The organism is Gordonia rhizosphera NBRC 16068, assembly GCF_000298195.1.
Lineage (GTDB): Bacteria > Actinomycetota > Actinomycetes > Mycobacteriales > Mycobacteriaceae > Gordonia > Gordonia rhizosphera.
In genome coordinates this window covers 33,082-55,744 of sequence record NZ_BAHC01000191.1, presented here as the reverse complement: position 1 = coordinate 55,744, position 22,663 = coordinate 33,082, and the positions used below count along the sequence as shown (strand labels likewise).

At 67.9% G+C, this 22,663-nt stretch carries 17 protein-coding genes and 1 pseudogene; 10 read left to right on the top strand and 8 right to left on the bottom strand.

Translation table 11 applies throughout. The annotated features are described in order from the left end of the window. Positions 1-18 precede the first annotated feature (18 nt). Positions 19-963, top strand: coding sequence for a diacylglycerol kinase (locus GORHZ_RS23280; RefSeq protein WP_006337475.1), 945 nt, complete (start codon positions 19-21; stop codon positions 961-963). A 282-nt stretch (positions 964-1,245) separates the two neighbouring features. Here the strand turns inward: GORHZ_RS23280 and GORHZ_RS23275 are convergent, their stop codons facing one another. The 3 genes and pseudogenes from GORHZ_RS23275 to GORHZ_RS23270 form a co-directional block, all read right to left on the bottom strand. Continuing rightward, a complete protein-coding gene (locus GORHZ_RS23275; RefSeq protein WP_006337474.1) occupies positions 1,246-2,505 on the bottom strand; it encodes a lipase family protein in 1,260 nt (419 codons plus the stop codon). 73 nt (positions 2,506-2,578) lie between these two features. Further along, positions 2,579-2,691: pseudogene (locus GORHZ_RS31820) on the bottom strand (hypothetical protein); the annotation flags it as partial. 43 nt (positions 2,692-2,734) lie between these two features. Then, on the bottom strand, positions 2,735-4,171 hold the full coding sequence (locus GORHZ_RS23270) for a CCA tRNA nucleotidyltransferase (RefSeq protein WP_006337473.1): 1,437 nt from the start codon (positions 4,169-4,171) through the stop codon (positions 2,735-2,737). A 146-nt stretch (positions 4,172-4,317) separates the two neighbouring features. Here GORHZ_RS23270 and GORHZ_RS23265 point away from each other — a divergent pair, with 146 nt between their 5' ends. From GORHZ_RS23265 to murJ, 3 genes are read left to right on the top strand one after another with little or no spacing between them, the layout of a single operon-like run. Continuing rightward, positions 4,318-5,490: an NUDIX hydrolase gene (locus GORHZ_RS23265; RefSeq protein ID WP_006337472.1), complete on the top strand. Its 1,173-nt coding sequence runs from the start codon at positions 4,318-4,320 to the stop codon at positions 5,488-5,490. Next, complete coding sequence (locus GORHZ_RS23260; protein WP_373279629.1) at positions 5,483-8,218, top strand: DUF6049 family protein; 2,736 nt, start codon at positions 5,483-5,485, stop codon at positions 8,216-8,218. Before GORHZ_RS23265 ends, GORHZ_RS23260 begins: the two co-directional genes overlap by 8 nt. Beyond that, the gene (gene murJ, locus GORHZ_RS23255) at positions 8,215-11,913 is read left to right on the top strand and encodes a murein biosynthesis integral membrane protein MurJ (RefSeq protein WP_006337470.1); all 3,699 of its coding nucleotides are present in this window, start codon (positions 8,215-8,217) and stop codon (positions 11,911-11,913) included. The genes GORHZ_RS23260 and murJ overlap by 4 nt, the downstream gene beginning before the upstream one ends. A gap of 90 nt (positions 11,914-12,003) precedes the next feature. On the opposite strand, the gene GORHZ_RS23250 is transcribed toward murJ, so the two are convergent. Further along, a complete protein-coding gene (locus GORHZ_RS23250; RefSeq protein WP_006337469.1) occupies positions 12,004-12,984 on the bottom strand; it encodes a sterol desaturase family protein in 981 nt (326 codons plus the stop codon). 130 nt (positions 12,985-13,114) lie between these two features. Between GORHZ_RS23250 and GORHZ_RS23245 the strand changes: the two genes are divergently transcribed. From GORHZ_RS23245 to GORHZ_RS23220, 6 genes are all read left to right on the top strand, one after another. Further along, positions 13,115-13,804: a TetR/AcrR family transcriptional regulator gene (locus GORHZ_RS23245; RefSeq protein ID WP_006337468.1), complete on the top strand. Its 690-nt coding sequence runs from the start codon at positions 13,115-13,117 to the stop codon at positions 13,802-13,804. Between the two features lie 134 nt (positions 13,805-13,938). Further along, entirely contained in the window at positions 13,939-14,499 is a 561-nt protein-coding gene (sigM, locus tag GORHZ_RS23240; protein ID WP_006337467.1) for an RNA polymerase sigma factor SigM, read from the top strand. Positions 14,500-14,660: 161 nt separating this feature from the next. Beyond that, a complete protein-coding gene (locus GORHZ_RS23235) occupies positions 14,661-15,419 on the top strand; it encodes an anti-sigma factor family protein (protein ID WP_006337466.1) in 759 nt (252 codons plus the stop codon). A gap of 149 nt (positions 15,420-15,568) precedes the next feature. Beyond that, positions 15,569-16,567: a thioredoxin-disulfide reductase gene (gene trxB, locus GORHZ_RS23230; RefSeq protein WP_006337465.1), complete on the top strand. Its 999-nt coding sequence runs from the start codon at positions 15,569-15,571 to the stop codon at positions 16,565-16,567. Between the two features lie 65 nt (positions 16,568-16,632). After that, positions 16,633-16,971: a thioredoxin gene (trxA, locus tag GORHZ_RS23225; protein WP_006337464.1), complete on the top strand. Its 339-nt coding sequence runs from the start codon at positions 16,633-16,635 to the stop codon at positions 16,969-16,971. Between the two features lie 226 nt (positions 16,972-17,197). Further along, a complete protein-coding gene (locus GORHZ_RS23220; RefSeq protein WP_006337463.1) occupies positions 17,198-18,376 on the top strand; it encodes an N-acetylmuramoyl-L-alanine amidase in 1,179 nt (392 codons plus the stop codon). A gap of 100 nt (positions 18,377-18,476) precedes the next feature. On the opposite strand, the gene GORHZ_RS23215 is transcribed toward GORHZ_RS23220, so the two are convergent. The 4 genes from GORHZ_RS23215 to rsmG all read right to left on the bottom strand — a co-directional run bounded on the left by GORHZ_RS23215 (position 18,477) and on the right by rsmG (position 22,544). Next, positions 18,477-19,322, bottom strand: a complete 846-nt coding sequence (locus tag GORHZ_RS23215) for a hypothetical protein (protein ID WP_006337462.1) — start codon at positions 19,320-19,322, stop codon at positions 18,477-18,479. Between the two features lie 141 nt (positions 19,323-19,463). Continuing rightward, the gene (locus tag GORHZ_RS23210) at positions 19,464-20,573 is read right to left on the bottom strand and encodes a ParB/RepB/Spo0J family partition protein (RefSeq protein ID WP_006337461.1); all 1,110 of its coding nucleotides are present in this window, start codon (positions 20,571-20,573) and stop codon (positions 19,464-19,466) included. 172 nt (positions 20,574-20,745) lie between these two features. After that, complete coding sequence (locus GORHZ_RS23205) at positions 20,746-21,690, bottom strand: ParA family protein (RefSeq protein ID WP_006337460.1); 945 nt, start codon at positions 21,688-21,690, stop codon at positions 20,746-20,748. A 140-nt stretch (positions 21,691-21,830) separates the two neighbouring features. Then, positions 21,831-22,544 (bottom strand): 16S rRNA (guanine(527)-N(7))-methyltransferase RsmG, encoded by a 714-nt coding sequence (rsmG, locus tag GORHZ_RS23200; protein WP_006337459.1) that lies wholly within the window; start codon positions 22,542-22,544, stop codon positions 21,831-21,833. Positions 22,545-22,663 lie beyond the last annotated feature (119 nt).

Genomic DNA, 22,663 nt, shown 5'->3' with positions numbered 1-22,663 from the left:
TGTGTAACACTGTAGACCATGCATTCCGATCCGCAGCGCTGCCATCGGGGTTGCCACGTCACCGTGCTGGCAAACCCGCACTCACGGCACGGTGCGGGTCTCGCGATCGCGCACCGCGCGGTCGACGAGTTCGCCGCACAGGGCTGCGACGTCGAACTGATCATCGGTCAGGACGCCGCCGAGGCGAGTGATCTGGCCGGGAAAGCCGCCCGCGGTGACACCGATGCGCTCGTCGTCGTCGGGGGTGACGGGACGCTGCGCCTCGCGCTCGAAGCGTCGTTCGGCACCGGCAAACCGCTCGGCATCATCCCCGCGGGCACCGGCAACGACGTGGCCCGCAACCTCGGTATCCCCCTCGACGATGTGCCGGCTGCGGTCGCGGTGATCGTCGCCGGTCACACCCGCACGATCGATCTGGGCCGCGTGACCTTCCCTGATGGGAGATCGGCGCTGTTCTCCACGGTCGCGGCGACCGGCTTCGACGCGTCGGTGACCGCGCGCGCGAACGAGATGTCGTGGCCCAACGGGCAGGCCCGCTACACGCTCGCCGCCGCGGCCGAGCTGATCGGACTGAAATCCCGGCACTACGAGGTCCGGGTCGACGACGAAAAGGTCGACGGCGACCTCGTGTTCGCCGCCATCGGGAACACCAAATCCTACGGCGGTGGCATGCAGATCACGCCGGGGGCGTCGATGACCGACGGTCTCATCGATCTGACGATGGCCGCCCGCGCGCCGCATTTCGCCCGGATGACCGTGGCGATGGTCTTCCCCAAGGTCTTCTCGGGACGCCATGTCACTCACCCGACCGTGAGCACGATGCGGGGACGCGAAATCGAGCTGTACAGCGATCCGACCGCCCTGGTGTCCATCGACGGCGACCTGGTCGGTGAGCTGCCCGCGGTGTTCGAAGCGGTGCCGCACGCGGCGAAGGTCTTCGCGCCGGTCTCCCCGCCGCGCTGACGCATGAGGCGGATCAATCCTCGGCGGTCTCGATGGACATCACGTGGACCCCTGGCGCTGCTCGACGACCGCGGCCACCGCCGCCCTTCCGATGTCCTCGACAGTCAACTCGACCCAGGGCCCGAAACCCTGAGCGCTGGCAAGGGTGGTACGTCGGTGGCGCTGGTATGACTGCTCATGCACGCCAGAAGAGCTTTCGAGTTGACCTAGATGCCGCGTCCATCCATCGATCGCCACCGACCAGAGACGACGGTGTTCGGCGGCGACGCCGAGACCCCCGCGTTACGGGCAGTTCGGTTGTGAAGGAAGCCCGGTGAAGCGGTCGGCGAGCCATTGCACCGCCTGACCGGAGAAGATGCCCCCGGCCAGGTGGCCGACAATGCCTGCCTGGGGCAGCAACGGCGGGGTGTCGATGTTGGCGTAGGTCACGTTCGCGCCCTTGGCGCACCAACCGGCGGCAAGCTCACGAGTGGCACGCGCCGGCACCACATCGTCATTGGTGTTCTGCATGATCAGCACCGGGTCGGCCGGCGCTACTCTCCCCAGGACGAAGCCGTCCAACACCCTGCTCGTGACGGGATCGGCTTGCAGAGTGTCCATGATGGATTGCCCGGTGATAGTGAAGTCCCTGGTGTTGCGAAACCCCCAGTGCAGCACAACCCCGGAAAGGCACTGGTCGGCGGTGGCGTGCAGGAAGTCGACGCCGGCCGGGTTGAGCATGCCGGTGATCCGGGGCGCGAGCTCGGGATGGCTGGCCAGGAGTCCGTTGAGGAAAAACCCGGTCAGCCCGGCCAGCGACTTGCCGTCGACGTTCTGCAACGCAACCGCAGGGTTGCCGACGGGCGCCCCGGCCACAGTGCCCTGGACGGCGAGGTCGGGTGCGTAGCCGGCGGCAAGTTCGGCGGCCGCCGCGGCGGCGCCGCCGCCCTGGGAGTATCCCCAGATCCCGATCGGTGCGTGCGGGGCGGTGACACCGAGGCGGATCGCGGCGCGAGCCGCGTCGAGCACCGCGTGTGCTTCAGGCACAGGCTGCAGGAATGTGTGTCCGTCCGGGGTACCCAGCCCCTGATAGTCGGTGACGACGACTGCGTAGCCCCGTGCGAGTACAGCGGCCAGGCTCAGTGCCTCTGCTTCCGTCACCGGTGTCGATGAACCGTCGAGGCTGACCCCCGAGGTCAACAATATCGAGGGCGCGCACGCGTCGCCCGCACCGTGAGTGCCGATGGCATAGCTGACCAGCGGCCGCGATCCCGGCCCGGACCACGGCGAGGTCGGCGTCAACACGATGCCGCTCGTGGCGATCGGAACATCGCGGGTGTCGGCGCTCTGATACAAGATCCTGGTCGCCGACACCGGCAGTGGCGTGCCCAATCCCGCCAGCAACCTCACCTGCTCCGACCGGATCAGGTCACCGTTGGCCCTGGTCGGCAGCGGGTTCGGCGCGACATAGAACGATCCCCCGGTCGCGACAGGCTCAGCGGTGGCCGGACCGAGACTGGCGAATACCACCGCCGCGGACACCAGTATGACCGCTGCGATCATCACATTTCGATACATCTGATCGCCTCTCACCAACCCCGACCAGACGCTGCTTGTGGGGATCGTACATCGCTCACCACCCGATCCGATCCGCTATCAACTTCGCGGGCATCTGCGGGGATACGCCGCCAACAGCTCCCGAATCCGCGGCTCGACCTCGTCCACGGCCGAGCCCCGCCGGTACCGCGGCTAACCGTCGAGGTGCAAACTGCACTACTACTACTACTACTACTCAGCCGCGCTGAGCCCACCATTCGCGCAGGGCCTCCTCGGCCTCCTCCGGCGACAACGGCCCGCGGTCCAGGCGCAGCTCTTTCAAATACCGCCACGCCTCCCCGACCACCGGCCCGGCCGGGATGCCCAGCAGCGCCATGATGGCGTTGCCGTCGAGGTCGGGCCGCACCCGGTTGAGGTCCTCGGCGGCCTGCAGCTCGGTGATGCGCTGTTCGAGGTGGTCGTAGTTCTCCTGCAGCCGCCGGGCCCGCCGCCGGTTGCGGGTGGTGCAGTCGGCGCGGACGAGTTTATGGAGCCGATCGAGCAACGGACCGGCGTCGGTCACGTAGCGCCGGACCGCCGAATCCGTCCACTGTCCGTCGCCGTAGCCGTGGAATCGCAGGTGCAGGAACACCAGCTGCGACACGTCGTCGACAACCGCCTTGGGATATTTCAGTGCGCGCATCCGCTTGCGAACCAGCTTCGCGCCGACCACTTCGTGATGGTGAAAACTGACGCCGCCGCCGGTTTCGTGGCGGCGGGTCGCGGGTTTACCGATGTCATGCAGCAGCGCGGCCCACCGCAGCACCAGATCCGGGTCGGACTCCTCGAGGTCCATCGCCTGCTGCAGCACCGTCAACGAATGCTGGTAGACGTCCTTGTGCTGATGGTGTTCGTCGATGGTGAGCTTCATCCCGGGCACCTCGGGAATGACCCGCTCGGCCAACCCGGACTCCACCATGAGTTCGACGGCCTCGACCGGATACTCGCCGAGCACTGTCTTGTCCAGCTCGACACGGATCCGCTCGGCGGTGATGCGGTCGATCTGCCCGGACATCTCACTGATCGCGTCGAACACGCGGGGCGCGACCCGAAATCCGAGCTGGGAGACGAATCGCACCGCCCGCAGCATGCGCAGCGGATCGTCGTGGAACGACTCCTGCGGCGTGGCCGGCGTGTCGATGACACCCGCGAGCAACGCGGTGATCCCATCGAGGGGGTCGCAGAACTCCGCGGGACCGTCGCGACCGATCCGCACCGCCATCGCGTTGATGGTGAAGTCGCGTCGGACCAGGTCGTCATCCAGTGAGTGGCCGTAAACGACCTCCGGGTTGCGTCCGACGCGGTCATAGGAGTCGGAGCGGAACGTGGTGATCTCCACGATGTGCTCACCCTTGCGGGCGCTGATCGTGCCGAAGTCGATACCCGTGTCCCACAGCGCGTCGGCCCAGTCGGCCAGCAGCGCCGCCACCTGTTCGGGGCGCGCGTCGGTGGTGAAGTCCAGATCGCCGGACAGCCGGCCGAGGACCGCGTCCCGCACCGACCCGCCGACCAGGTACAACTCGTGGCCGGCGTCGTCGAACGACTCCCCGAGGGGGACGAGGACATCGGACAGATCGCGCAGTGCCTTGGCCGCCGATGCCATCAGGCGCGTGCGGCGGTCGGGGTCGGTCACGGCATGTGAGCCTACCGCTGTCGTCGGTCACGACGACAATTCCTCCACCGATCGAAGCCCGAGACGGCGTCGCCGCACGATACCTATGCACATCCCCACGGCCCATCAAGGCAAACGGCAGGTGACCAACGGCTAGCATCGAGAGCGTGTCCGCCGATCCGTCCACCGACCCCACTGACGTCTCTCCCGACGTCGCGGCCGGTGGACGTGGCCCGTCGGAGGTGACGCGCGCCTCGCCGGAGCCCGCCGAGAAGCACCGGATCACGCCCGCCGATCTCGCCCGCAACGGCGCACACCGCGCCGCCCCGAGCGCTCCGACGCCGGAGGAATCCGCCGCGCCCACGCGACGCGGCCGCCGGGGTCGACGCCGCCGTGGGCGGATGCCGCCGAACCCTGCACAGTCGGGCGCCTCGGCCGCGCGGCTCGGTTCCGACAGCGATCCGCCCCCGCCACCCGAACGTCGGGATGTCCCGAAACCCGGGCCCCGCCCGATACGCATGGATCCCGAGCACGTCGCCATCGTCGAGGATGAGCCGCAGCCGACGCACACCCGGGTCTCGGCACCCAAGCCCTCCGATCTCGTCTCCGTGACCGCGAAGATCACCAAGACCGGCCTGACCCAGACGGTGAGCACCGAGAGCGCGGCGACGACCAAGGCCAAGAAGGGCCGTCGTGGGGCCAACCGCCCCGAACGGCCGCAGGAGCGTCTGCGTACGGTCCGGGAGACGTCGGCCGGTGGGTTGGTCATCTCCGATCTCGACCTGCCTGTCGAGGAACTCGTCGCCGCCCTCATCGGGCGGATGGATCGACGTGGCCGAATGATGTGGTCGCTGCCCAAGGGCCACATCGAGACCGGCGAGACCGCCGAGCAGACCGCGATCCGTGAGGTCGCCGAGGAAACCGGCATCCACGGCACCGTGGTGGCGCCGCTCGGCAAGATCGACTACTGGTTCGTCAGCGAGGGCCGCCGCATTCACAAGACCGTGCACCACTATCTGCTGCGTAGCGTCGGTGGCGAGCTGTCGGATGAGGACTACGAGGTCAGCGAGGTCGCCTGGGTGCCGCTGCAGGAGCTTCCCCGCAAGCTCACGTACTCTGACGAGCGGCGACTGGCCCGGATGGCCCGCGGCGTCATCGCCGATCTCGCCGCCGACCCGAACCGCCTGGCCCGATCCGAGGCCGAGAGCATTCGCACCGAACCGAACGCCTATGAGAGAGCCGCAGCCGCCCGCAACCAGCGCCGCAACGAACCGCCCGCACCCGCGCGGTCCCGTCGGCGTCGGCGCCGTCCGCGGCGCTCCTCGGGCGGCGATGCGTGACGGTCGGGCGGACCGACCCCAGACGTGCGTGAAAAAATCCGCCCGGACCTACGCCGCGTTGCTGGCCACCCTGCTGATCTGCCTGCTCACCGCGAGCCCTGCGGCAGCGGCTCCCGACGCCGTGGGTACCGCGGACGGATCGGTCCCCGACCGATTCCTCAGCATGACCATCGAGTCGCTGACCCCGTCGGTGGTCACCAGCGGCGGCGCCGGGGAAGTGACGGTGACCGGCGAGGTCCACAACGTCGGTGACCGGATGCTGCACGATCTCACCATCCGACTCGAGCGCGGCGACGCGGTCACCGACGCCGACGAACTGCGCAGCAGCCTGGCGGTTCTGCCCGAGCCGGTCAGCGTCGCGACCCCGTTCCGGGAGTTCGCCGCCGACCTCTCCCCCGGACAATCGGCGCCGTTCCGTGTCACCGCCCCGCTGTCGGGGACCGGTGGCCTCGGCATCCAGCGCACCGGCGTGTACCCCATGCAGGTCAACATCAACGGCCTGCCCGACTACGGCAATCTCGCCAAACTCGCGGAGTCGCGCACCCTGCTCCCGGTGTTGTCGCTGCCGCCCGACCGGGTCCGGGCCGGCGACTACGTGAACCCGAGCGCCGATGACGGCGCGGCCGGCAACACCCGGCTCGGTCCGGACGGGTCGGTCTCGGCCAACCTGTCCAGTCCCGCGGCCCTCACGTTGCTGTGGCCGCTGGCCGCACCACCGCAGCTCGCGGCCGGGGTCCTCGGCGGCAATACCGAGCCCATCCGGCTCGTCGGCGACGACCTCGCCCAATCCCTGGCCGCGGGGGGACGGCTGCACACACTGCTCGCGGCCGCCCGGTCCGTCGTCGGCGACACCACCGCCGACGATGCGTTGCCGTCGACCACCCCACCCGCGACAAGCGGCACCGGAGGATCGCCGGCGCCACCATCCGGCCCGGATTCAGCTGCCACCTCGACGGCGGAAGGCGATTCCGCTGCGTCGTCGTCACCGGCCCGCCAGCCGTCCCGCCTACAGCAGAGCATGTGCCTGGCCATCGACCCCGACCTGCTGGTGACGGTGCGCGCGATGTCCCTGGGGTACGAAGTGGCCTCGAACCCGTTCGATCCGACATCCGCGACCACCCCGGGTACCGGCCAGTCCGCCGCGCTGCAGTGGCTGACCGAGCTGCGTGAACTGGCCGCTCAGCTGTGCGTTGTCGCGCTGCCCTTCGCCCAGGCGGATCTGACGTCGCTGGCCCGTATCGACAATGTCGGCCTCACCACCGCCGCACTCGCCGCACCGGCCGACATCGTGGACGCGATCCTCGGTGTGCACAGCATCCGCGACATCGCCGTGCCGGCACTGGGCGCCGTCGACGACACCGGCGCCGGCGTCCTCACTGATGCAGCCGTCGGCACCGCGGTCACCTCGACGAACAGCGTCGCCGCCACCCGCACCGTCGCCGGCGGCGACTACCGCATCGGGACTGTCGGGGTGCAGACCACCGAGATGCCGATCACCGCCGCGCTGGCGGCGCTGGGCGAGGCGCCGACGACGCCCCCGCTGACACCGCCCGACCAGCAGGTCACCCTCGACGACGAGTCCGCACTGGCCCGCCGCCAGGCGGCGGTCGCCTCCCTCGCGTACCCGGCGATCGCCGCACCCGCACCGGCTGCGGCAGGCTCCTCGCCCGCACCACTGCCCACCGCGGGGCGCAGCGCCTTCATCGTCCCGCCCACCTATTGGGCGCCGTCCACCGACGACACGAACGCGCTGTTCAACACCGCCACCCTGCTGCTCGAATCGGGAGTCGCCGACCCCGCCCCCCTCGGTGACCTGGTGACACGCCTGCGCACCGCCGCCGAACCCGCGCGTCTCGTGGCACCGCCCGACGTGGCACCGCTACCGCAGCTCGCGCAGTCGGTCAGCGATCCGGTCGCCACCACGATCGGCCAGCAGGCCGACCTGTCCTATCAGCTGCAGGCCTCGCTCGTGCAGGCCGCCGACGTGGCCGCCACACCCGAGCGCTACATCGCGCCGCTGCGAGAGGATCTGCTCCGGGCCATCCGGACCCCGGACGAATCGTCGGCGGCCGTGCGCGCCGACCTCACCCAGCAGCGGGCCGACCGGATCGCGACCGTCGGATCGACCCTGCAACGCATGACCGACGCCGTCACCCTGCTCGACCCGGGTGGGCGTTACACGCTCGCCTCCGAACGCAGCCCGCTGCTACTCGTCGTCCGCAACGACCTGTCCCTTCCGATCCGGGTGCGGGTGTACGCGACCGCCCCCAACGATCTCGACGTCGGCGACATCGGGGTCTTCGAGATCCCGGCCCGCGGTACGAGGCAGATCCAGCTGCCCACCCGCGCCGGCACCTCCGAGGCGATGACCGTGACCCTCGGGTTGACCAGTTCCAGCGGCGTCCCCCTCGGTTCGCCGGTCCGGCTGTCGGTGCACTCGAATGCCTACGGCAAGTCGTTGTTCTGGATCACGATCGCGGCGGCGGTGGTACTGGTGCTGCTCACCGCGCGCCGTCTCTGGCATCGTTTCCGTGGTCAGCCCGACCCCGCCGACGTGGACAGGCCCGATCCGGACGAACACGACCGGCTGCTGGCCGGGGCCACCTACCAGCAACGCCGCCGTACCCTGCATCAGGAGATGCACGGCGAACACCACGACACCGCGCCACCGGCGCCCGACCACCCGCCGCGCCCGGCCACCGACGGCGGCGACCGAGACAGGACATGAGCAGTAAGGGACCACGCGAACCGCACCGCGCAGCGCCGCGCCGGATTTCGCCGGCCGAGGTACGCGAGCAGCAACGCGGCGACACCCTGACCGACGCCGGCGAGGCCGAGGGGTCGCCGACCGGTCTCGCCCGCGACTCCGACCGCAGCATCCTGCGCACCAGTGGTTCGATCGCGGTGGCGACCCTGACCAGCCGAATCACCGGGTTCATCCGCACCGTGTTGGTGCTGGCGATGCTCGGACCGGCGATCGCGTCGGCGTTCCAGGCCGCCTACGTGCTGCCGAACATGATCGCCGAGGTCGTCCTCGGCGCCGTGCTGACCGCGATCGTGATCCCGGTGCTGGTCCGCGCCGAGGCCGAGGACGACGACGGCGGGCGCGCGTTCATCAACCGCATCTTCACCCTGACGGTGGCGATGCTGGGCACCGCGACGATCATCGCCCTCATCGCGGCGCCGCTGCTCACCTTCCTCAACGTCGGCAACGGTGACGTCAACCGCGACCTGACCACGGCACTGGCCTATCTGCTGCTCCCCGAGATCCTCTTCTACGGGTTGTCGGCCCTGTTCATGGCGATCCTGAACATGAAGGGGTTCTTCAAACCCGGCGCCTGGGCGCCGGTGCTCAACAACATCGTGCAGATCGCGACGCTGTTGCTCTACGCCGCGATGCCGGGCGAGATCAGCCTCAATCCGGTCCGGATGACCGACCCGCAGCTGCTGGTGCTCGGCATCGGCACCACGCTGGGTGTCGTCGTGCAGGCGATGATCCTGGTCCCCTGGCTCAAGCGATCGGGCGTGCACCTGCGCCTGCAGTGGGGTATCGACGCCCGGCTGCGCCGCTTCGGCAATATGGCGCTCGCGATCGTGACCTACGTCGTGATCTTGCAGATCGGTCTGGTGATCACCTACCGCATCGCCGCGTCGGTGAGCGCCGCCGGTATCAGCGTCTACGCCACCCACTGGCAGCTGCTGCAGTTGCCCTACGGCGTGCTCGGCGTCACGATCCTGACCGCGATCATGCCCCGGCTGTCGCGCAACGCGGCCGCCGACGACGACAAGGCGGTCATCGACGACCTGTCGCTCGCGACGCGCCTGACGATGGTCGCGTTGGTCCCGACGGTCGCCTACATGACCTTCTTCGGTCCGGCGATCGGCGTCGCCGTGTTCGACTTCGGCAAGTTCGACGCCCACACCGCCTCACAGCTCGGTTCGGTGCTGGCGTGGGGCGCGTTCACCCTGATCCCCTACGCGATGACACTGGTCCAGCTGCGCGTGTTCTACGCACGGCAGGACGCGTGGACGCCCACGGTGATGGTGCTCGGCATCACCGTGGTCAAGGTGGCGTCGTCCTATCTCGGCCCGGTCCTGTTCTCCGATCCGGCGCTGGTGGTCCGCTGGCTCGCGCTGTCCAACGGGCTCGGCTATCTCGTCGGGGCCGTCGTCGGGCATTACCTGCTGCGTTCCCGGCTGCACAACGCGAAGCTGGTCGACGTCACCCGGACCACTGTGGTGACCATCGCCGTCTCGGTCGGCGTCGCGGCTGCGGTGTGGATCGTCTCCGAGTTGTCCGGATTGCACAATCTGCAAACCGGATTCGGCAAGATCGGGTCGCTGATCTACCTTCTCCTGACCGCCATGGTTGTGCTCTGCGTCACTTACGCCGGCCTGGCCGCGGCGAAGGTACCCGACGTGGTTTCGATCGCGATGACGCTGCGCCGCATGCTCGGTCGGTTCATCCCCGCCCTGGCCCCGCCCGCCGACACGGTCACAGATTCGGCACCGTCGATCACGGTTCCGTTTCCGCGGATCCCGACCGACGAATCGCTCCCGTATTCTGGTCAAGTACAAGTGCTCCGGCGGTTCGACCGGGGCACGGCCACATGGCAGTCGTACTCGATTCATACCGGGGGAGCCGCACCTACCTACGACGGTGGGCTGCGGGCTCAGCCACCCGGCGACATGCGATATCGCAGGAGAGGAGCTCGGCGCGTGAGTGAGAGTGACATGGGCCCCACTCAGGACACCGAGGTCATCCCCGACCGCACGATGAGCGACGGCGGCTCGGTCTCCGTCGACTCCCGCAAGGAGCCGCCTCGCGGCCCGCAGAGCGGCGGTAGTCACCCCGACGTGCCCCGCAGCACCCCGGCCGCACCCACACCCGCGCCGCGGTCACGCGGTCCGCGGCTGGTGCCCGGCGCAGCGGTGGCCGGCGGCCGGTACCGGTTGCTCGACCATCACGGCGGCACTCGGGGCCTGCAGTTCTGGCGGGCCCTCGACACCAACCTCGACCGCGAGGTCGCGCTGACCTTCGTCGACGCCGACCAGCTCGCCCCGCCGCTGCAGCGCGGTGAGTCGGTCAAGGCCTCCGACGAGGGCCCGCAGGCGGTCCTGTCCCGCACTCTGCGGCTGGGTCAGGTGTCGTCGTCGGGTATCGCGCGTGTCCTCGACGTGGTGCGTGGTTCGTCGGGCGGCATCGTGGTCTCCGAGTGGGTGCCCGGCTCGTCGCTGGCCGACGTCGCGCGCAGCGAACCCTCCCCCATCGGCGCGGCCCGCGCGGTCCGCGCACTCGCCGCAGCCGCTGAGATCACCCACCGGTCGGGCGGTGCGCTCTCGATCGACCATCCCGACCGGATCCGCATCAGTGCCGACGGCAACGCCGTGCTCGCCTTCCCCGGCACTCTCGCCGGCGACGACAAGTCCTCCGACGTGCGCGGCCTGGGAGCGGTGCTCTACGCGCTGCTGCTGGCCCGCTGGCCGCTCGACGGTGCGACCGGCTCGACGCTGGTCACCACCGACGACACCACCGAACCCGTCGGCGGTCTGCCGATCGCGGACCCCGGCGACGATGAGCAGCCGATCGAACCGCGCCTCGCCAAACCCGACATCCCGTTCGAGATCTCGGCCGTCGCCGCCCGCGCCCTCGACGGGCACCGCGGCATCCGCACCGCCGGGACCGTGCAGCACGTGCTCGACCAGGCCACCGTCATCGATCTCAACACCGACATGCTGCCGGTGGTGAAGACCGATGAGCCGCCGATCGCGATGGGATCGGCCGAAGAGCGGGCCAGGACCGGTCGGCGCAACCTGGCACTGCTGGTGGGTGCCGGACTGTTCACGCTGTTCGTCGTGTTCGCCGTCATCGTGTGGGCCACCAACCTGTTCGGTTCCAGCGGCGAGACCGGCAACATCGACTCGATCATCACCACCACCTCGGCTCCCCCGTCTGCGGCCCCGGGCCCCGCCCCTGCAGCCTCCGGGCCGATCGCGCTGACGGGCGTCACCCTCGTCGACTTCTCGGGCCAGCCGCCCGACAGCGCCGCGAACCTGTCCAACGTCATCAGCGGGGCCAACCCCGCCTGGAGCACGGACGTCTACCGCGGGTCCGCGCAGTTCGGTGGACTCAAGGACGGCCTCGGACTGATGTTCGACCTCGGTGGCGAGATGTCGGTGAAGACCGTGTCCGTCACGTCGCCCACCCCCGGCTTCGCCGTGTCGATCCGCACCTCTCCGACCGCGACACCGTCGTCGCTCGACCAGACTGTCGAGGTTGCCAACGGCACCGTGCAGCGGTCCACGACCATCGCCATCGATGACCCCGAGACCACCGGTTATCTCATGGTCTGGATCACGTCACTGCCGCAGACCGCCAACGGTTATCAGGCCCAGATCGGGCAGATCACCATGACCAGCTGACGCACCCGTCGACCGACCGGTGCACGCCGACCCTCCCCCGCCCCGCTGGTCGAGTGGCGTACCAACGGGAGCTTCCTCGCCTGCCGGGTACTAGCCGAGTGGCGTATCGGCCGGACCGAGCTTGTCCAGATCCAGACCACGTGGCCGGCGCCACTGCACCCACTCGTCGGACTGCGGTCCGGCAGGCGCCCACCCCGGCGGACCGAACACGTAACCCAACCGCGCGCGCAGACCCCTCGCCGCCCGGACGTCGCGCGCGATGTTGACGTACTCGTATGTCTGAAGTCGCCAGATGTTGTATGTATCAACAGGTTTGGTGAGTCCGTAGGTGGGCCGACGGGTCTCGGCCGCGAAGGTGCCGAACAGGCGGTCCCAGACGATGAAGGTCCCTCCGTAGTTGCGGTCCAGATAGTCGGCATCGCTGCCATGATGCACCCGATGATGGGACGGTGTGTTGAACACGAATTCGATTGGTGCCCAAAGCCTTTCGATGTGCTCGGTGTGAATCCAGAACTGGTAGATCAGGTTCAGTGAGTAGACGGCGAACACCAGGGCAGGCGGCACGCCGAGCAGGGGGAGCGGCAGCCACATCACGATTCCCGCACTGTTGTTCCACTTCTGGCGCAGCGCCGTGGTGAAATTGAAATACTCGCTGGAGTGGTGTGCCTGATGGGTGGCCCAGACCAGCCGCACCCGGTGCGCGATCCGGTGCTCCCAGTAGAAGAGGAAATCGAGGGCGACGAACGCGATCACCCAGGTGTACCAGGCGCCGGGGGACAGGTGCCAGGGTGCCAGGTACGCGAAGATCGCCGAATAGCCAAGCAGTGCAAGCAGTTTCCACCCGGCGCTGGTCATGATGGAGACCAGGCCCATCAGGACGCTCGTGCGGGAATCGCGAGCGTTGTACGCGCCGGGCGTCGTCGGCAGGGAGCGGTCGCGCTCCGATGGGCGGTCGCTCTCGACATGTTCGAGTCGCCACGCGGCGATCCACTCCAGCGCCACCATCGTGACGAAGAACGGGATGGCGAGCACGGTGGGTTCGCGCATCGCCTCGGGAAGGAAGTCGAACATGACCGGTCTCCTGTGACTCGTTCCCACCATCTGACACGAAAGAGAGTCAGATGCTGTTTCTGACACGGTAGCGTGTCAGATACAGTGTGTAAAGCATCCGTCCGCTCCCGACCAGCGAGGACCTCCTCCGATGACGACTACCGACGGCCGCCGTTACGCGGGAGCCGCCGCCGACGAGCGCCGCGATCGGCGTCGTGCCGAGTTCGTCACCGCCGGGCTCGAACTCTTCGGCTCCGAAGGATTCGCCAACGTGTCGATCAAACGGCTCTGCGACCACTCCGGGCTGACGCAGCGCTACTTCTACGAGTCGTTCGACGATCGGTCGGCGCTGCTCGCCGCCGTCTATGACGACTGTGTCGAGTTCGCCCGAACCGCGACGCTGCGCGCGGCCGCCGAGTTTGTCGCACCGGACGGGGGAGAGGGCGTACGGACGACCGATGTCCCGGAAGCCGCACGCGCCTCACTGGGCGCGTTCATCCACACGCTGGCCGCCAACCCGCACCGGGCACGCGTCATGCTCGTGGAGATGGTCGGGGTCAATGCCGACCTGGAACGGCAACGGTTGGCCGCGATCCATGGGTGGGCCGATCTGATCCTCACCGTTGTCCTGGGCGAGCAGGAGCCTCGACGTGGACAGCGCCTCGCGGCGATCGGGTTGGTCGGCGCCGTGACCCAGTTGCTGGTCGACTGGTACACCAGTACGTCCGGACACTTCGCGGCCGAGGACGAGTCGACCGCGGCCGACCTCTTCGAACTCGACGACATCCTCGACACCTGTGTCGAGCTGTTCGTCGCCGCGCACGGACCGTTGCTGACCTGACGCCGCCGTCCGGACGGATTCATCTGTCCGAACGACATCGCTTCTGTCCACAGCCTTTCCGACGCCGGGCAACCCTGTGCACAACCTGCGAATCCCTCCGTCGCGGGCCGCCGAGGTCTACTAGCCTTTTTCGCATGACCGGGGGCAACGTCGACACTCGCAGCGACGAGGACCTGCTGCGCGCCCACGTGCAGGGCGACCCGGATGCCTTCGCCGCGCTCATCACACGCCACCACACCTATCTGTGGTCACTGGCCTGTCGGACCAGCGGAAACCCCGACGACGCCGCCGACGCGCTGCAGGATGCGCTGCTCAACGCGCATCGGATGGCCGGACAGTTCCGGTCGGACGCGAAGGTCACCAGTTGGCTGCACCGGATCGTCGTGAACGCGTGTCTCGACCGGATCCGCCGCAACCGCTCCCGGATGACCGTCGCGATCCCCGAGTACGACGTACTCCCGCTGGCCGACGGCCACGACCAGATGGCGGCCGTGGATCTGTCGGTGTCCATCGGACGGGCCCTCGATGAGTTGCCGCCCGACCAGCGTGCGGCGGTGATCGCGGTGGATGTCGAAGGGCTGTCGGTGAGCGAGGCGGCGCAACGACTCGGCATACCGACCGGGACCGTGAAGAGTCGATGTTCGCGCGGGCGGCTGCGGCTCGCCCAGATCCTCGGACACCTCCGTGTCGCGTGACAATCATTCAGGTGAATTGATCTACGCCACGGTGGAACCGGATCCGCACCCACCACGTCCTACCCATGAACAGCCCAGAGCAGAGACGATGACGAGAGCGGCAGCAAACGGAAGATCAGAGCGAATCCGATGATCAGAGAAGGTAGTGGGAGAGTGAAGCGATGACCCCGCCGGGCGCAGACGACGACACCCGAAGCGCGGCGTCCCGCTACCCAATGCCCCCTTTCGATGTGGACCTGCTGGCCGACCTGCATGCCGGCGTCCTGCCCGTCGATGTCGCCGACCATGTCCGAGCGCGCCTCGACGAGGATCCCGACGCCCGTGCGGTCCTCGAGGCCCTCGACCGCACGACCGCCGACCTGGGGGCCCTGGACGTACCGCTCCTCCCGGTACCGCCCGCGGTCACGTCCCGGACCCGCTCGACGCTCGATCAGATCAGCGCCGAGGTCACGTCCACCGGACAGGGACGGGTCACCGGCCTCATGTCGAGGTCGCGTCGCCGCGTGCGCTGGCTGGCCGCGGGGGGAGTGGGCGCCGCGGCGGCCATCATCGGGGTCGTCGGCGTCTCCGTGGCGCTGCTGCAACCGCCCGCCGAGCAGGGGCCCATGATCGCGCAACCCGCCACGTCGTCGCCCGACTTCGTGACCAGTGCCGATCACGTCAAACTGTTGTCGGTCCTCGGAAACACCGAGCCGGCCCCGTTCGCCTCCGAGGCCGCACTGCGCCAGTGCACCGCCGCCAACGGGGTTCCCGCGGTCACGGTCATTCTCGGGTCGGGACCGATCATCCTGCACGGCGAGAACGTGGTGGTGATCCTGCTGTCCACCGGCGTGGCCGGCCGCTTCGACGCGCTGGTCGTGGGCCGTGACTGCACCACCGGCACCCCATCGCTAATCGCCCGGACCGTGATCGGCGGATGAACAGCAGGTGACCTCGCTGCTCGCCTGATGTGGCGCAGTTCGCACCTGCGCACCGGTGGGGAACATCTGCCCTTACCCTGATGTTGAGACAGCCGAGACACAGATGGCGGGGCCTCGAGATCGCCCGCGCCGCCGAGCACGGAGGACCGATGACCCAGCCAGACAGCCAGCAGATCCACGACCTGATCATCATCGGATCGGGCCCCGCCGGCTACACCGCGGCCATCTACGCGGCACGGGCCGAGCTCGCACCGATCGTGTTCGAAGGAACCCAGTTCGGTGGCGCGCTGATGACGACCACCGAGGTCGAGAACTTCCCCGGCTTCCAGGGCGGCATCCAGGGTCCCGCGCTGATGGACGAGATGCGCGAGCAGGCCATCCGGTTCGGGGCGGACCTGCGCATGGAGGACGTGGACACCGTCCGCCTCACCGGTCCGGTCAAGGAGGTCGAGGTCGGTGGCGAGGTGTACCGCTCCCGCGCCGTCATTCTCGCCATGGGGGCCGCGGCCCGCTACCTCGGTGTGGAAAACGAGCAGACCCTCCTCGGACGTGGCGTGTCCGCTTGCGCGACATGCGACGGGTTCTTCTTCAAGGACCAGGACATCGCGGTCGTCGGCGGCGGGGACTCGGCCATGGAGGAGGCCACCTTCCTCACCAAGTTCGCGCGCAGCGTGACCCTTGTGCATCGTCGTGAGGAGTTCCGTGCGTCGAAGATCATGCTCGAACGCGCACGTGCCAATGACAAGATCCGGTTCGTAACGAATGCCGCAGTAAGCGGTGTCCTGGGGGACGGCTCGGTGAGCGGGCTGCAGTTGACCGACACCACCTCCGGCGAGGTCAGCACCATCGACGTGACCGGCATGTTCGTCGCCATCGGCCACGACCCGCGCAGCGCGCTGGTGCACGGTCAGGTCGATCTCGATCCCGAGGGCTACGTGCAGGTCGACGGCCGCACCACCTACACCTCGCTGCCCGGGGTGTTCGCCGCCGGCGACCTGGTCGACCACACCTACCGCCAGGCCATCACCGCGGCGGGCAGCGGATGCGCCGCCGCGATCGACGCCGAGCGCTGGCTGGCCGAGCAGGGCGACACCGACATCACGCCCGGACTCGAGGGCGAGTTCGCCATCGTCGACGCACCCGCCTGATCTACCGCTCGCATCCTTCCGACCAGTACTTCTCGACCCACCACACGTCCACAAGGAGGACACCTATGGGAGCCAACACCGTCGCCGTGACCGACAAGACCTTCAAGGACCGGGTCCTTGGATCGGACAAGCCGGTCCTGGTCGACTTCTGGGCCACCTGGTGCGGTCCGTGCCGCATGGTGGCTCCGGTTCTCGAGGAGATCGCCCGCGACCACGCCGACAAGTTGACCGTCGCGAAGCTCGATGTCGACGAGAACCCGGCGGTCGCGCGTGACTTCCAGATCATGTCGATCCCGACCATGATCCTGTTCGAGGGCGGCAAGCCGACCAAGACGATCGTCGGCGCCAAGGGAAAGGCGGCGCTGCTGCGCGAGCTGAGCACCGTCGTCGGAACCTCCGCCTGACCCTTCCGACCCGCGACCCTTCTGTCCTGCGACGATATCGGCGGCGGCAGGCCACCGGACACGTCGCGGAACGCTTGATGGCGCCTCCCGGGGCGCCATCATTTGGTCGTGCCGTCACGACCTGAGAGAATGCTCGGTGTTTGCGGCGGTGCGTGGTGAGCACCGAACGTGCGACGCTGACACGTGCCCACCACCACCACCGGACGCCTGCACGAGGAGTTTGCTGATGCCGTTGTTCCGACTCGGGGATCGTGGTTCGGCTGTCGCCGAGATCAGGAACATGCTCGTCGGGCTGGGTCTGCTGGACTCTCGTCCCGCAGGCGCGGCTCTGCCCGATCCCACCTCGCGATGGGTACCACCCGAAGCCGTTTTCGACGACGCCTGCGACCGCGCGGTCCGCGCCTTCCAGCAGGAACGCGGGCTCATCGTCGACGGTGTCGTCGGTCCGGCCACCTACCGGGCACTCCGTGAGGCGTCCTACCAGCTCGGCACCCGTATCCTGCTGTACCGGCTGTCGGCGCCGATGGTCGGCGACGATGTGGCCAAGCTCCAGGCCCGGCTGCAGAACCTCGGCTATTACACCGGTCTGGTCGACGGCACCTTCGGGGAGACCACACACAATGCGGTGTGCCTCTACCAGAGCGAGTACGGCCTGTCCGCCGACGGAATCTGCGGCCCGTCGACGCTCCGTTCGCTCGACCGGCTGGGCACCCGCGTCACCGGGGGATCACCGCATGCCATCCGCGAGGAGGAGCACGTGCGCCGCTCCGGACCGCAATTGTCGGGCAAGCGCATCCTCATCGATCCCGGTTCGGGTGGACTGCATGAGTTCTCCACCGGCGCCACCGCCGACCTCGAGTCGGCCGTGCTGTGGGATCTCGCGTCTCGACTCGAGGGCCGGATGGCCGCCGCCGGCATGGAGACATTCCTGTCACACGACGGACACGGTCGCCCCAGCGACGAGGACCGCGCCCGAGTCGCGAATCTCGTGGATGCCGATCTGACGATCGCGTTGCGCTGCGCGCACTACCCGAATCGGAGTGCACACGGTGTTGCGTCCTTCTACTTCGGCACCTCACACGGATCCTTCTCGACCATCGGACGCAATCTCACCGGCTTCATCCAGCGTGAGATCGTTGCGCGCACAGACCTGACCGACTGCCGTACCCACGAGCGAACCTGGGACATCCTGCGTCTCACCCGTATGCCGGTGGCACTCATCGATGTCGGCTACATCACCAATCCCGGAGACAGGGAGCTCCTCAACGATCCGCAGGCACGTGACGTCATCGCGGAGGCGATTCTCGTCGCGGTCAAACGGCTGTACCTGCTCGGCGAGAACGATCGTCCGACCGGAACCTATACATTTGCGGATCTTCTTGCCGCAGAGCGTCTTTCCGGCTAGGGCTGGGGAGCACACCCGTCAGACACCGCCGGTGATCGCACCGCGTGTGTCCGGGATCGCGAGACCTCGTGTCGCGCGCCCCCGGTCGAGTCCCTCAGTCTTAGGTCGAACGCCGTCCCACCGGAACCCCGGCCGCGCGTTCGCGTCCGGCGAGATCGAGCGCAGCCATCACCACGAGTTGTTCGAGCGCGTGCTCGACTTCGTGCTTCCAGCCGAGACCCTCGTCGAGTTCCAGACGGAAGCGCGGGAATCGGGCATGCGATGCCACCAGGTCGAAACCCGAATCCTTCAAGAAGTGTGCGTCCATGATGCATTCGGTACACAGACCCACCTGAGGGCTGTCGTGTACGGCGCGGGTGATCTCGATGATGGCGTCGTCCGACCAGGCGGCCAGATCACTTGAAATCGATTCCAGCGCACCGAGTTCCGTCACGCCGGCGTGCGGGGAGGGGGAGTGCGACGACTGGTCCCCGCCGGAACCCATTGTCTCGGCGGGTGTTCGAACGATCCCGAAGGCCTCGATCGCACGGACGCCACGACGAACGAGATCGGTCACCACACTGTCGAGCAGGATCGGGGCGGCCTCGTCGAAGCCGGGTTCGGTGTGGATCGTGGTCAAGAGCACCGCGTCGGCGCTCACCGGCGAAGTGGGGAAGAGGCGGGCACGCGGCACCCGACCGGGCGGTGCGTAGAAGGCGGTACCGACGATGTGTCCGGTCTGTCCGTCCACCGCGACCTGCCCGCAGGTGCCCCACTCGAGAAGCAGGGCCGAGATCCAGGCCTCTTTGTCGAACTCACTTTCGAACACGTCGAACTCACCGAAAATCGCTGCCTCGGTGGTGCGCGCTGCGGGGGAGGGATCCACTTCCCAGAAGACACAGCGCCGAGTGTGCGCAGGCAACGACTCGAAAGAATCGAGATTGAGTCGGGTCACCGCGATGGTCATGCGCACATCTCCGCCACCACGCGGGTCTCGAGTACGAAAGTGTTGTGCGACAAGATGTTTCGAACTTTCACTGTCGTCCTCGCTGCTCTATTGTCACTGTGACGTATCGTCCGGGTACCCTCGGGTGCGCAGGTGACGCGGTCAGGTACTCCCCAGGGAGTCGATGACGCCGACGATGCGTTCAAGGTCGTCCACCGAACCGAACTCGACGACGATCTTGCCTTTTCTCTTACCCAAACTGACTGTAACCCTCGTGTCCAGACGATCGGAGAGTCGCTCCGCGACATCCTGCAGCCCGGGCATGTGGATCGGTTTGCGCCGCGCGGGGGAGGAGGGCGAGTACGGATCGTCGTCGCCACGGTTTGCAAGGGTCACCGCCTCCTCGGTCGCACGCACCGACATCCCCTCCGCGACGATCCGCACCGCGAGCGCCTCCTGGGCGTCGCTACCGGTCTCGAGGGAGAGAATCGCCCGCGCGTGCCCGGCCGACAGCACCCCTGCCGCGACCCGGCGCTGGACAGGGATCGGGAGCTTCAGCAGCCGGATCATGTTGGTGATCAGCGGCCGGGACCGTCCGAGTCGGTTGGCGAGTTCCTCGTGGGTGACCCCGAACTCGTCGAGCAGCTGCTGGTAGGCGGCCGCCTCTTCGAGCGGGTTGAGCTGAGCCCGGTGGATGTTCTCCAGCAGCGCGTTGCGCAGCATGTCGGCGTCGGCCGTCTCCCGGACGATCGCCGGGATCGTGTCGAGCCCGACCTCCTGGCTGGCCCGCCACCGTCGTTCACCCATCACCAACTGATAGGTGGCACCGTCGTCCGTCGGTGCCGGCAGACGCCGGACGACGATCGGTTGCATCAAACCGAACTCGCGAATGGAATGCACCAGTTCGGCGAGCGCCTCCTCGTCGAAGACGGTGCGCGGCTGCTGCGGGTTCGGTTGGATCTGCGCCGGCGGAATCTCTCGGTAGACCGCACCGATGTCGTCGACGGTCCCGACACCGGCGGTGCCGTTCACCGTGGCGCCGTTGTGTGGGGTCGCACCGTTGGCGTCGGTGGTGGCTGTGGCGGATCGACCCGTGTCGGCACCCAATCCACCGGCGGCGCCGTTCCCGCGACCGATGACGACGTCGGCGGCCGCGGCACCGAGACGGGGACCGGAGGGGGTCCCGTTGTCGTCGGGGGGACCGGTGGGGATGAGCGCGGCGAGGCCACGTCCCAGACCACCTCGACGCTGTGCGGTATCTCGCTGACTCACTGCCGTCCTCTCCCTCGGAACACCGCCGAATCCGGCGCCTGCCCAACCACCACGTCTTCGGATCCTAATCGCATCGCACGCCGGCACTCCTTGCCGCGGCCGTGGCTGTGGATACCTCGCACTGTTACTGTCACTTCCCGGTCACTGCCGTAGTTCACTCACTGCCGAGATCTCACTGCTGCACTGCGCGCATCGCCAGCTCCCGGGCAGCATCGAGATAACTCATGGCTCCACGTGAACCCGGGTCGTATTCGATGATCGTCATGCCGTATCCCGGCGCCTCGGACACCTTCACGCTGCGGGGGATGATCGTGGTCAGCACCTTGTCGCCAAAATGGCGGCGTACTTCCTCCGCGACCTGGTCGGCCAATTTGGTCCGTCCGTCGTACATGGTCAAGACCACCGTGGACACATGGAGTCCAGGATTGAGGTGGGCCTGCACCAGCTCGATGTTGCGCAGAAGCTGTCCGACCCCCTCAAGTGCGTAGTACTCACACTGGATCGGGATAAGGACTTCCTTGGCAGCCACCATCGCGTTGACGGTCAGCAGACCTAGCGACGGGGGGCAGTCGATCAGCACGTAGTCGATCCCCAAATCCTTGAGGGTCTGTTCGTCGAGTGCGTTGCGAAGACGATTCTCACGGGCCACCAGCGACACCAGCTCGATCTCGGCGCCCGCGAGATCCAGAGTCGCGGGGACGCAGAGAAGGCGGTCGTTGGCCGGGCTGTTCTGGATCGCGTCAGCGAGCCTGACCTCACCGAGCAATAGCTCGTAGACCGAAGCGATGCCCGGCACACGATGGTCGATCCCCAGTGCGGTACTGGCGTTGCCCTGTGGATCGAGATCGATGACGAGGACTCCCAGTCCGTGCAGTGCGAGACCTGCGGCGAGATTGACCGCCGTGGTCGTCTTGCCGACCCCACCCTTCTGGTTGGCGACCGTCAGCACCCGCGTCGACTGTGGGCGGGGGAGTTCACCGGCCCCACCCGGTGTCAACACCTGGCTCGCACGCGCCGCAGCCGCCGCAATCGGTGTGTCATGGAATTCAGGGCTCGGGTTCGACGGGGTACTCCCGACGGTGGTTTCACGTGAAACACTCGTGTCCTGATTGACCACGCTTGCACTCCTTCGCCCGACCTCGAAACCTTCGGTGATCTGAGCCGAAGACGCTGCGGAATCGGTGGCCGGTGTGCCCGCCACCTGATCTACGGCACTCCGTCTATTCTGCGCTTTCCGCGGACTCCACACCAATCTCGTCACCCCTTCTCTTTCGCGCGTCGCGACCGTCGCTCTCGCCGCGCCCGCGAGGCGCCGGCGCCCGCGCGTTTGGTTCCGACGATCACCGTCGTCGGCGTATCCAAAACTGCACCGCCGCATTCCTCCACGTGCAGTTGCCCGATGCCGGACCGTTCAACCGCGACACGGTCTCGGTCGATCTCGTCCACCGCGGTCGATCCCTTGATGGCGACAAGACGACCACCCGCGTCGATGAGGGGTGCAGACCACTTGGCGAGGCGCTCCAGTGGTGCGACCGCCCGGGACGTCACCACGTCCGCGCCACCAACCGCCTCGCGGACAACCTTCTCCTCGGCCCGCCCCCGCACAACCCTGACGTCGATGCCGAGTTCCTCGACAGCGCGCCGCAGGAACTCACTCCGACGGAGCAGTGGCTCGACCAGGGTCACACGAAGATCCGGCCGAGCGATCGCGACCGGGATACCGGGTAAACCGGCGCCACTCCCGATATCGACGACGGCTGCTCCTGGCTCAATCAACTCGCCGATCACCGCACAATTCAGGATGTGCCGCTCCCAGAGCCGCGGCACCTCCCGTGGCCCGATCAGACCGTGCTCGACTCCGTCGCCGGCGAGCAACGAGTAGTAGGCCTCCGCACGGTCGAGTCGATCGCCGAACAGCGCTGTCGCTGCCGGGGGAGGGGAGACCGACTCTGCGGGTCCCGGATGTTTCACGTGAAACGGCCTCTCAGTCGTCTGGGTTGAGCATCACTACTACTTCGACTCGTCTACCGAATGCACCTGGTTTGAAGCTCTACGTCGTTGTGGCTTTCGTGCCGAGGCGAAGATGGTTC

Coding starts and splice junctions, on each gene's coding strand:
- GORHZ_RS23250 (WP_006337469.1), bottom strand. CDS start 12,984: ATGTTCGACTTCCTTCCCGAGGCGATGCGCGAACCCACCGTGCTCGCC.
- murJ (WP_006337470.1), top strand. CDS start 8,215: ATGAGCAGTAAGGGACCACGCGAACCGCACCGCGCAGCGCCGCGCCGG.
- GORHZ_RS23275 (WP_006337474.1), bottom strand. CDS start 2,505: ATGATCGCAGCGGTCATACTGGTGTCCGCGGCGGTGGTATTCGCCAGT.
- trxB (WP_006337465.1), top strand. CDS start 15,569: ATGACCCAGCCAGACAGCCAGCAGATCCACGACCTGATCATCATCGGA.
- GORHZ_RS23280 (WP_006337475.1), top strand. CDS start 19: ATGCATTCCGATCCGCAGCGCTGCCATCGGGGTTGCCACGTCACCGTG.
- GORHZ_RS23235 (WP_006337466.1), top strand. CDS start 14,661: ATGACCCCGCCGGGCGCAGACGACGACACCCGAAGCGCGGCGTCCCGC.
- GORHZ_RS23245 (WP_006337468.1), top strand. CDS start 13,115: ATGACGACTACCGACGGCCGCCGTTACGCGGGAGCCGCCGCCGACGAG.
- GORHZ_RS23215 (WP_006337462.1), bottom strand. CDS start 19,322: ATGACCATCGCGGTGACCCGACTCAATCTCGATTCTTTCGAGTCGTTG.
- GORHZ_RS23220 (WP_006337463.1), top strand. CDS start 17,198: ATGCCGTTGTTCCGACTCGGGGATCGTGGTTCGGCTGTCGCCGAGATC.
- trxA (WP_006337464.1), top strand. CDS start 16,633: ATGGGAGCCAACACCGTCGCCGTGACCGACAAGACCTTCAAGGACCGG.
- sigM (WP_006337467.1), top strand. CDS start 13,939: ATGACCGGGGGCAACGTCGACACTCGCAGCGACGAGGACCTGCTGCGC.
- GORHZ_RS23260 (WP_373279629.1), top strand. CDS start 5,483: ATGCGTGACGGTCGGGCGGACCGACCCCAGACGTGCGTGAAAAAATCC.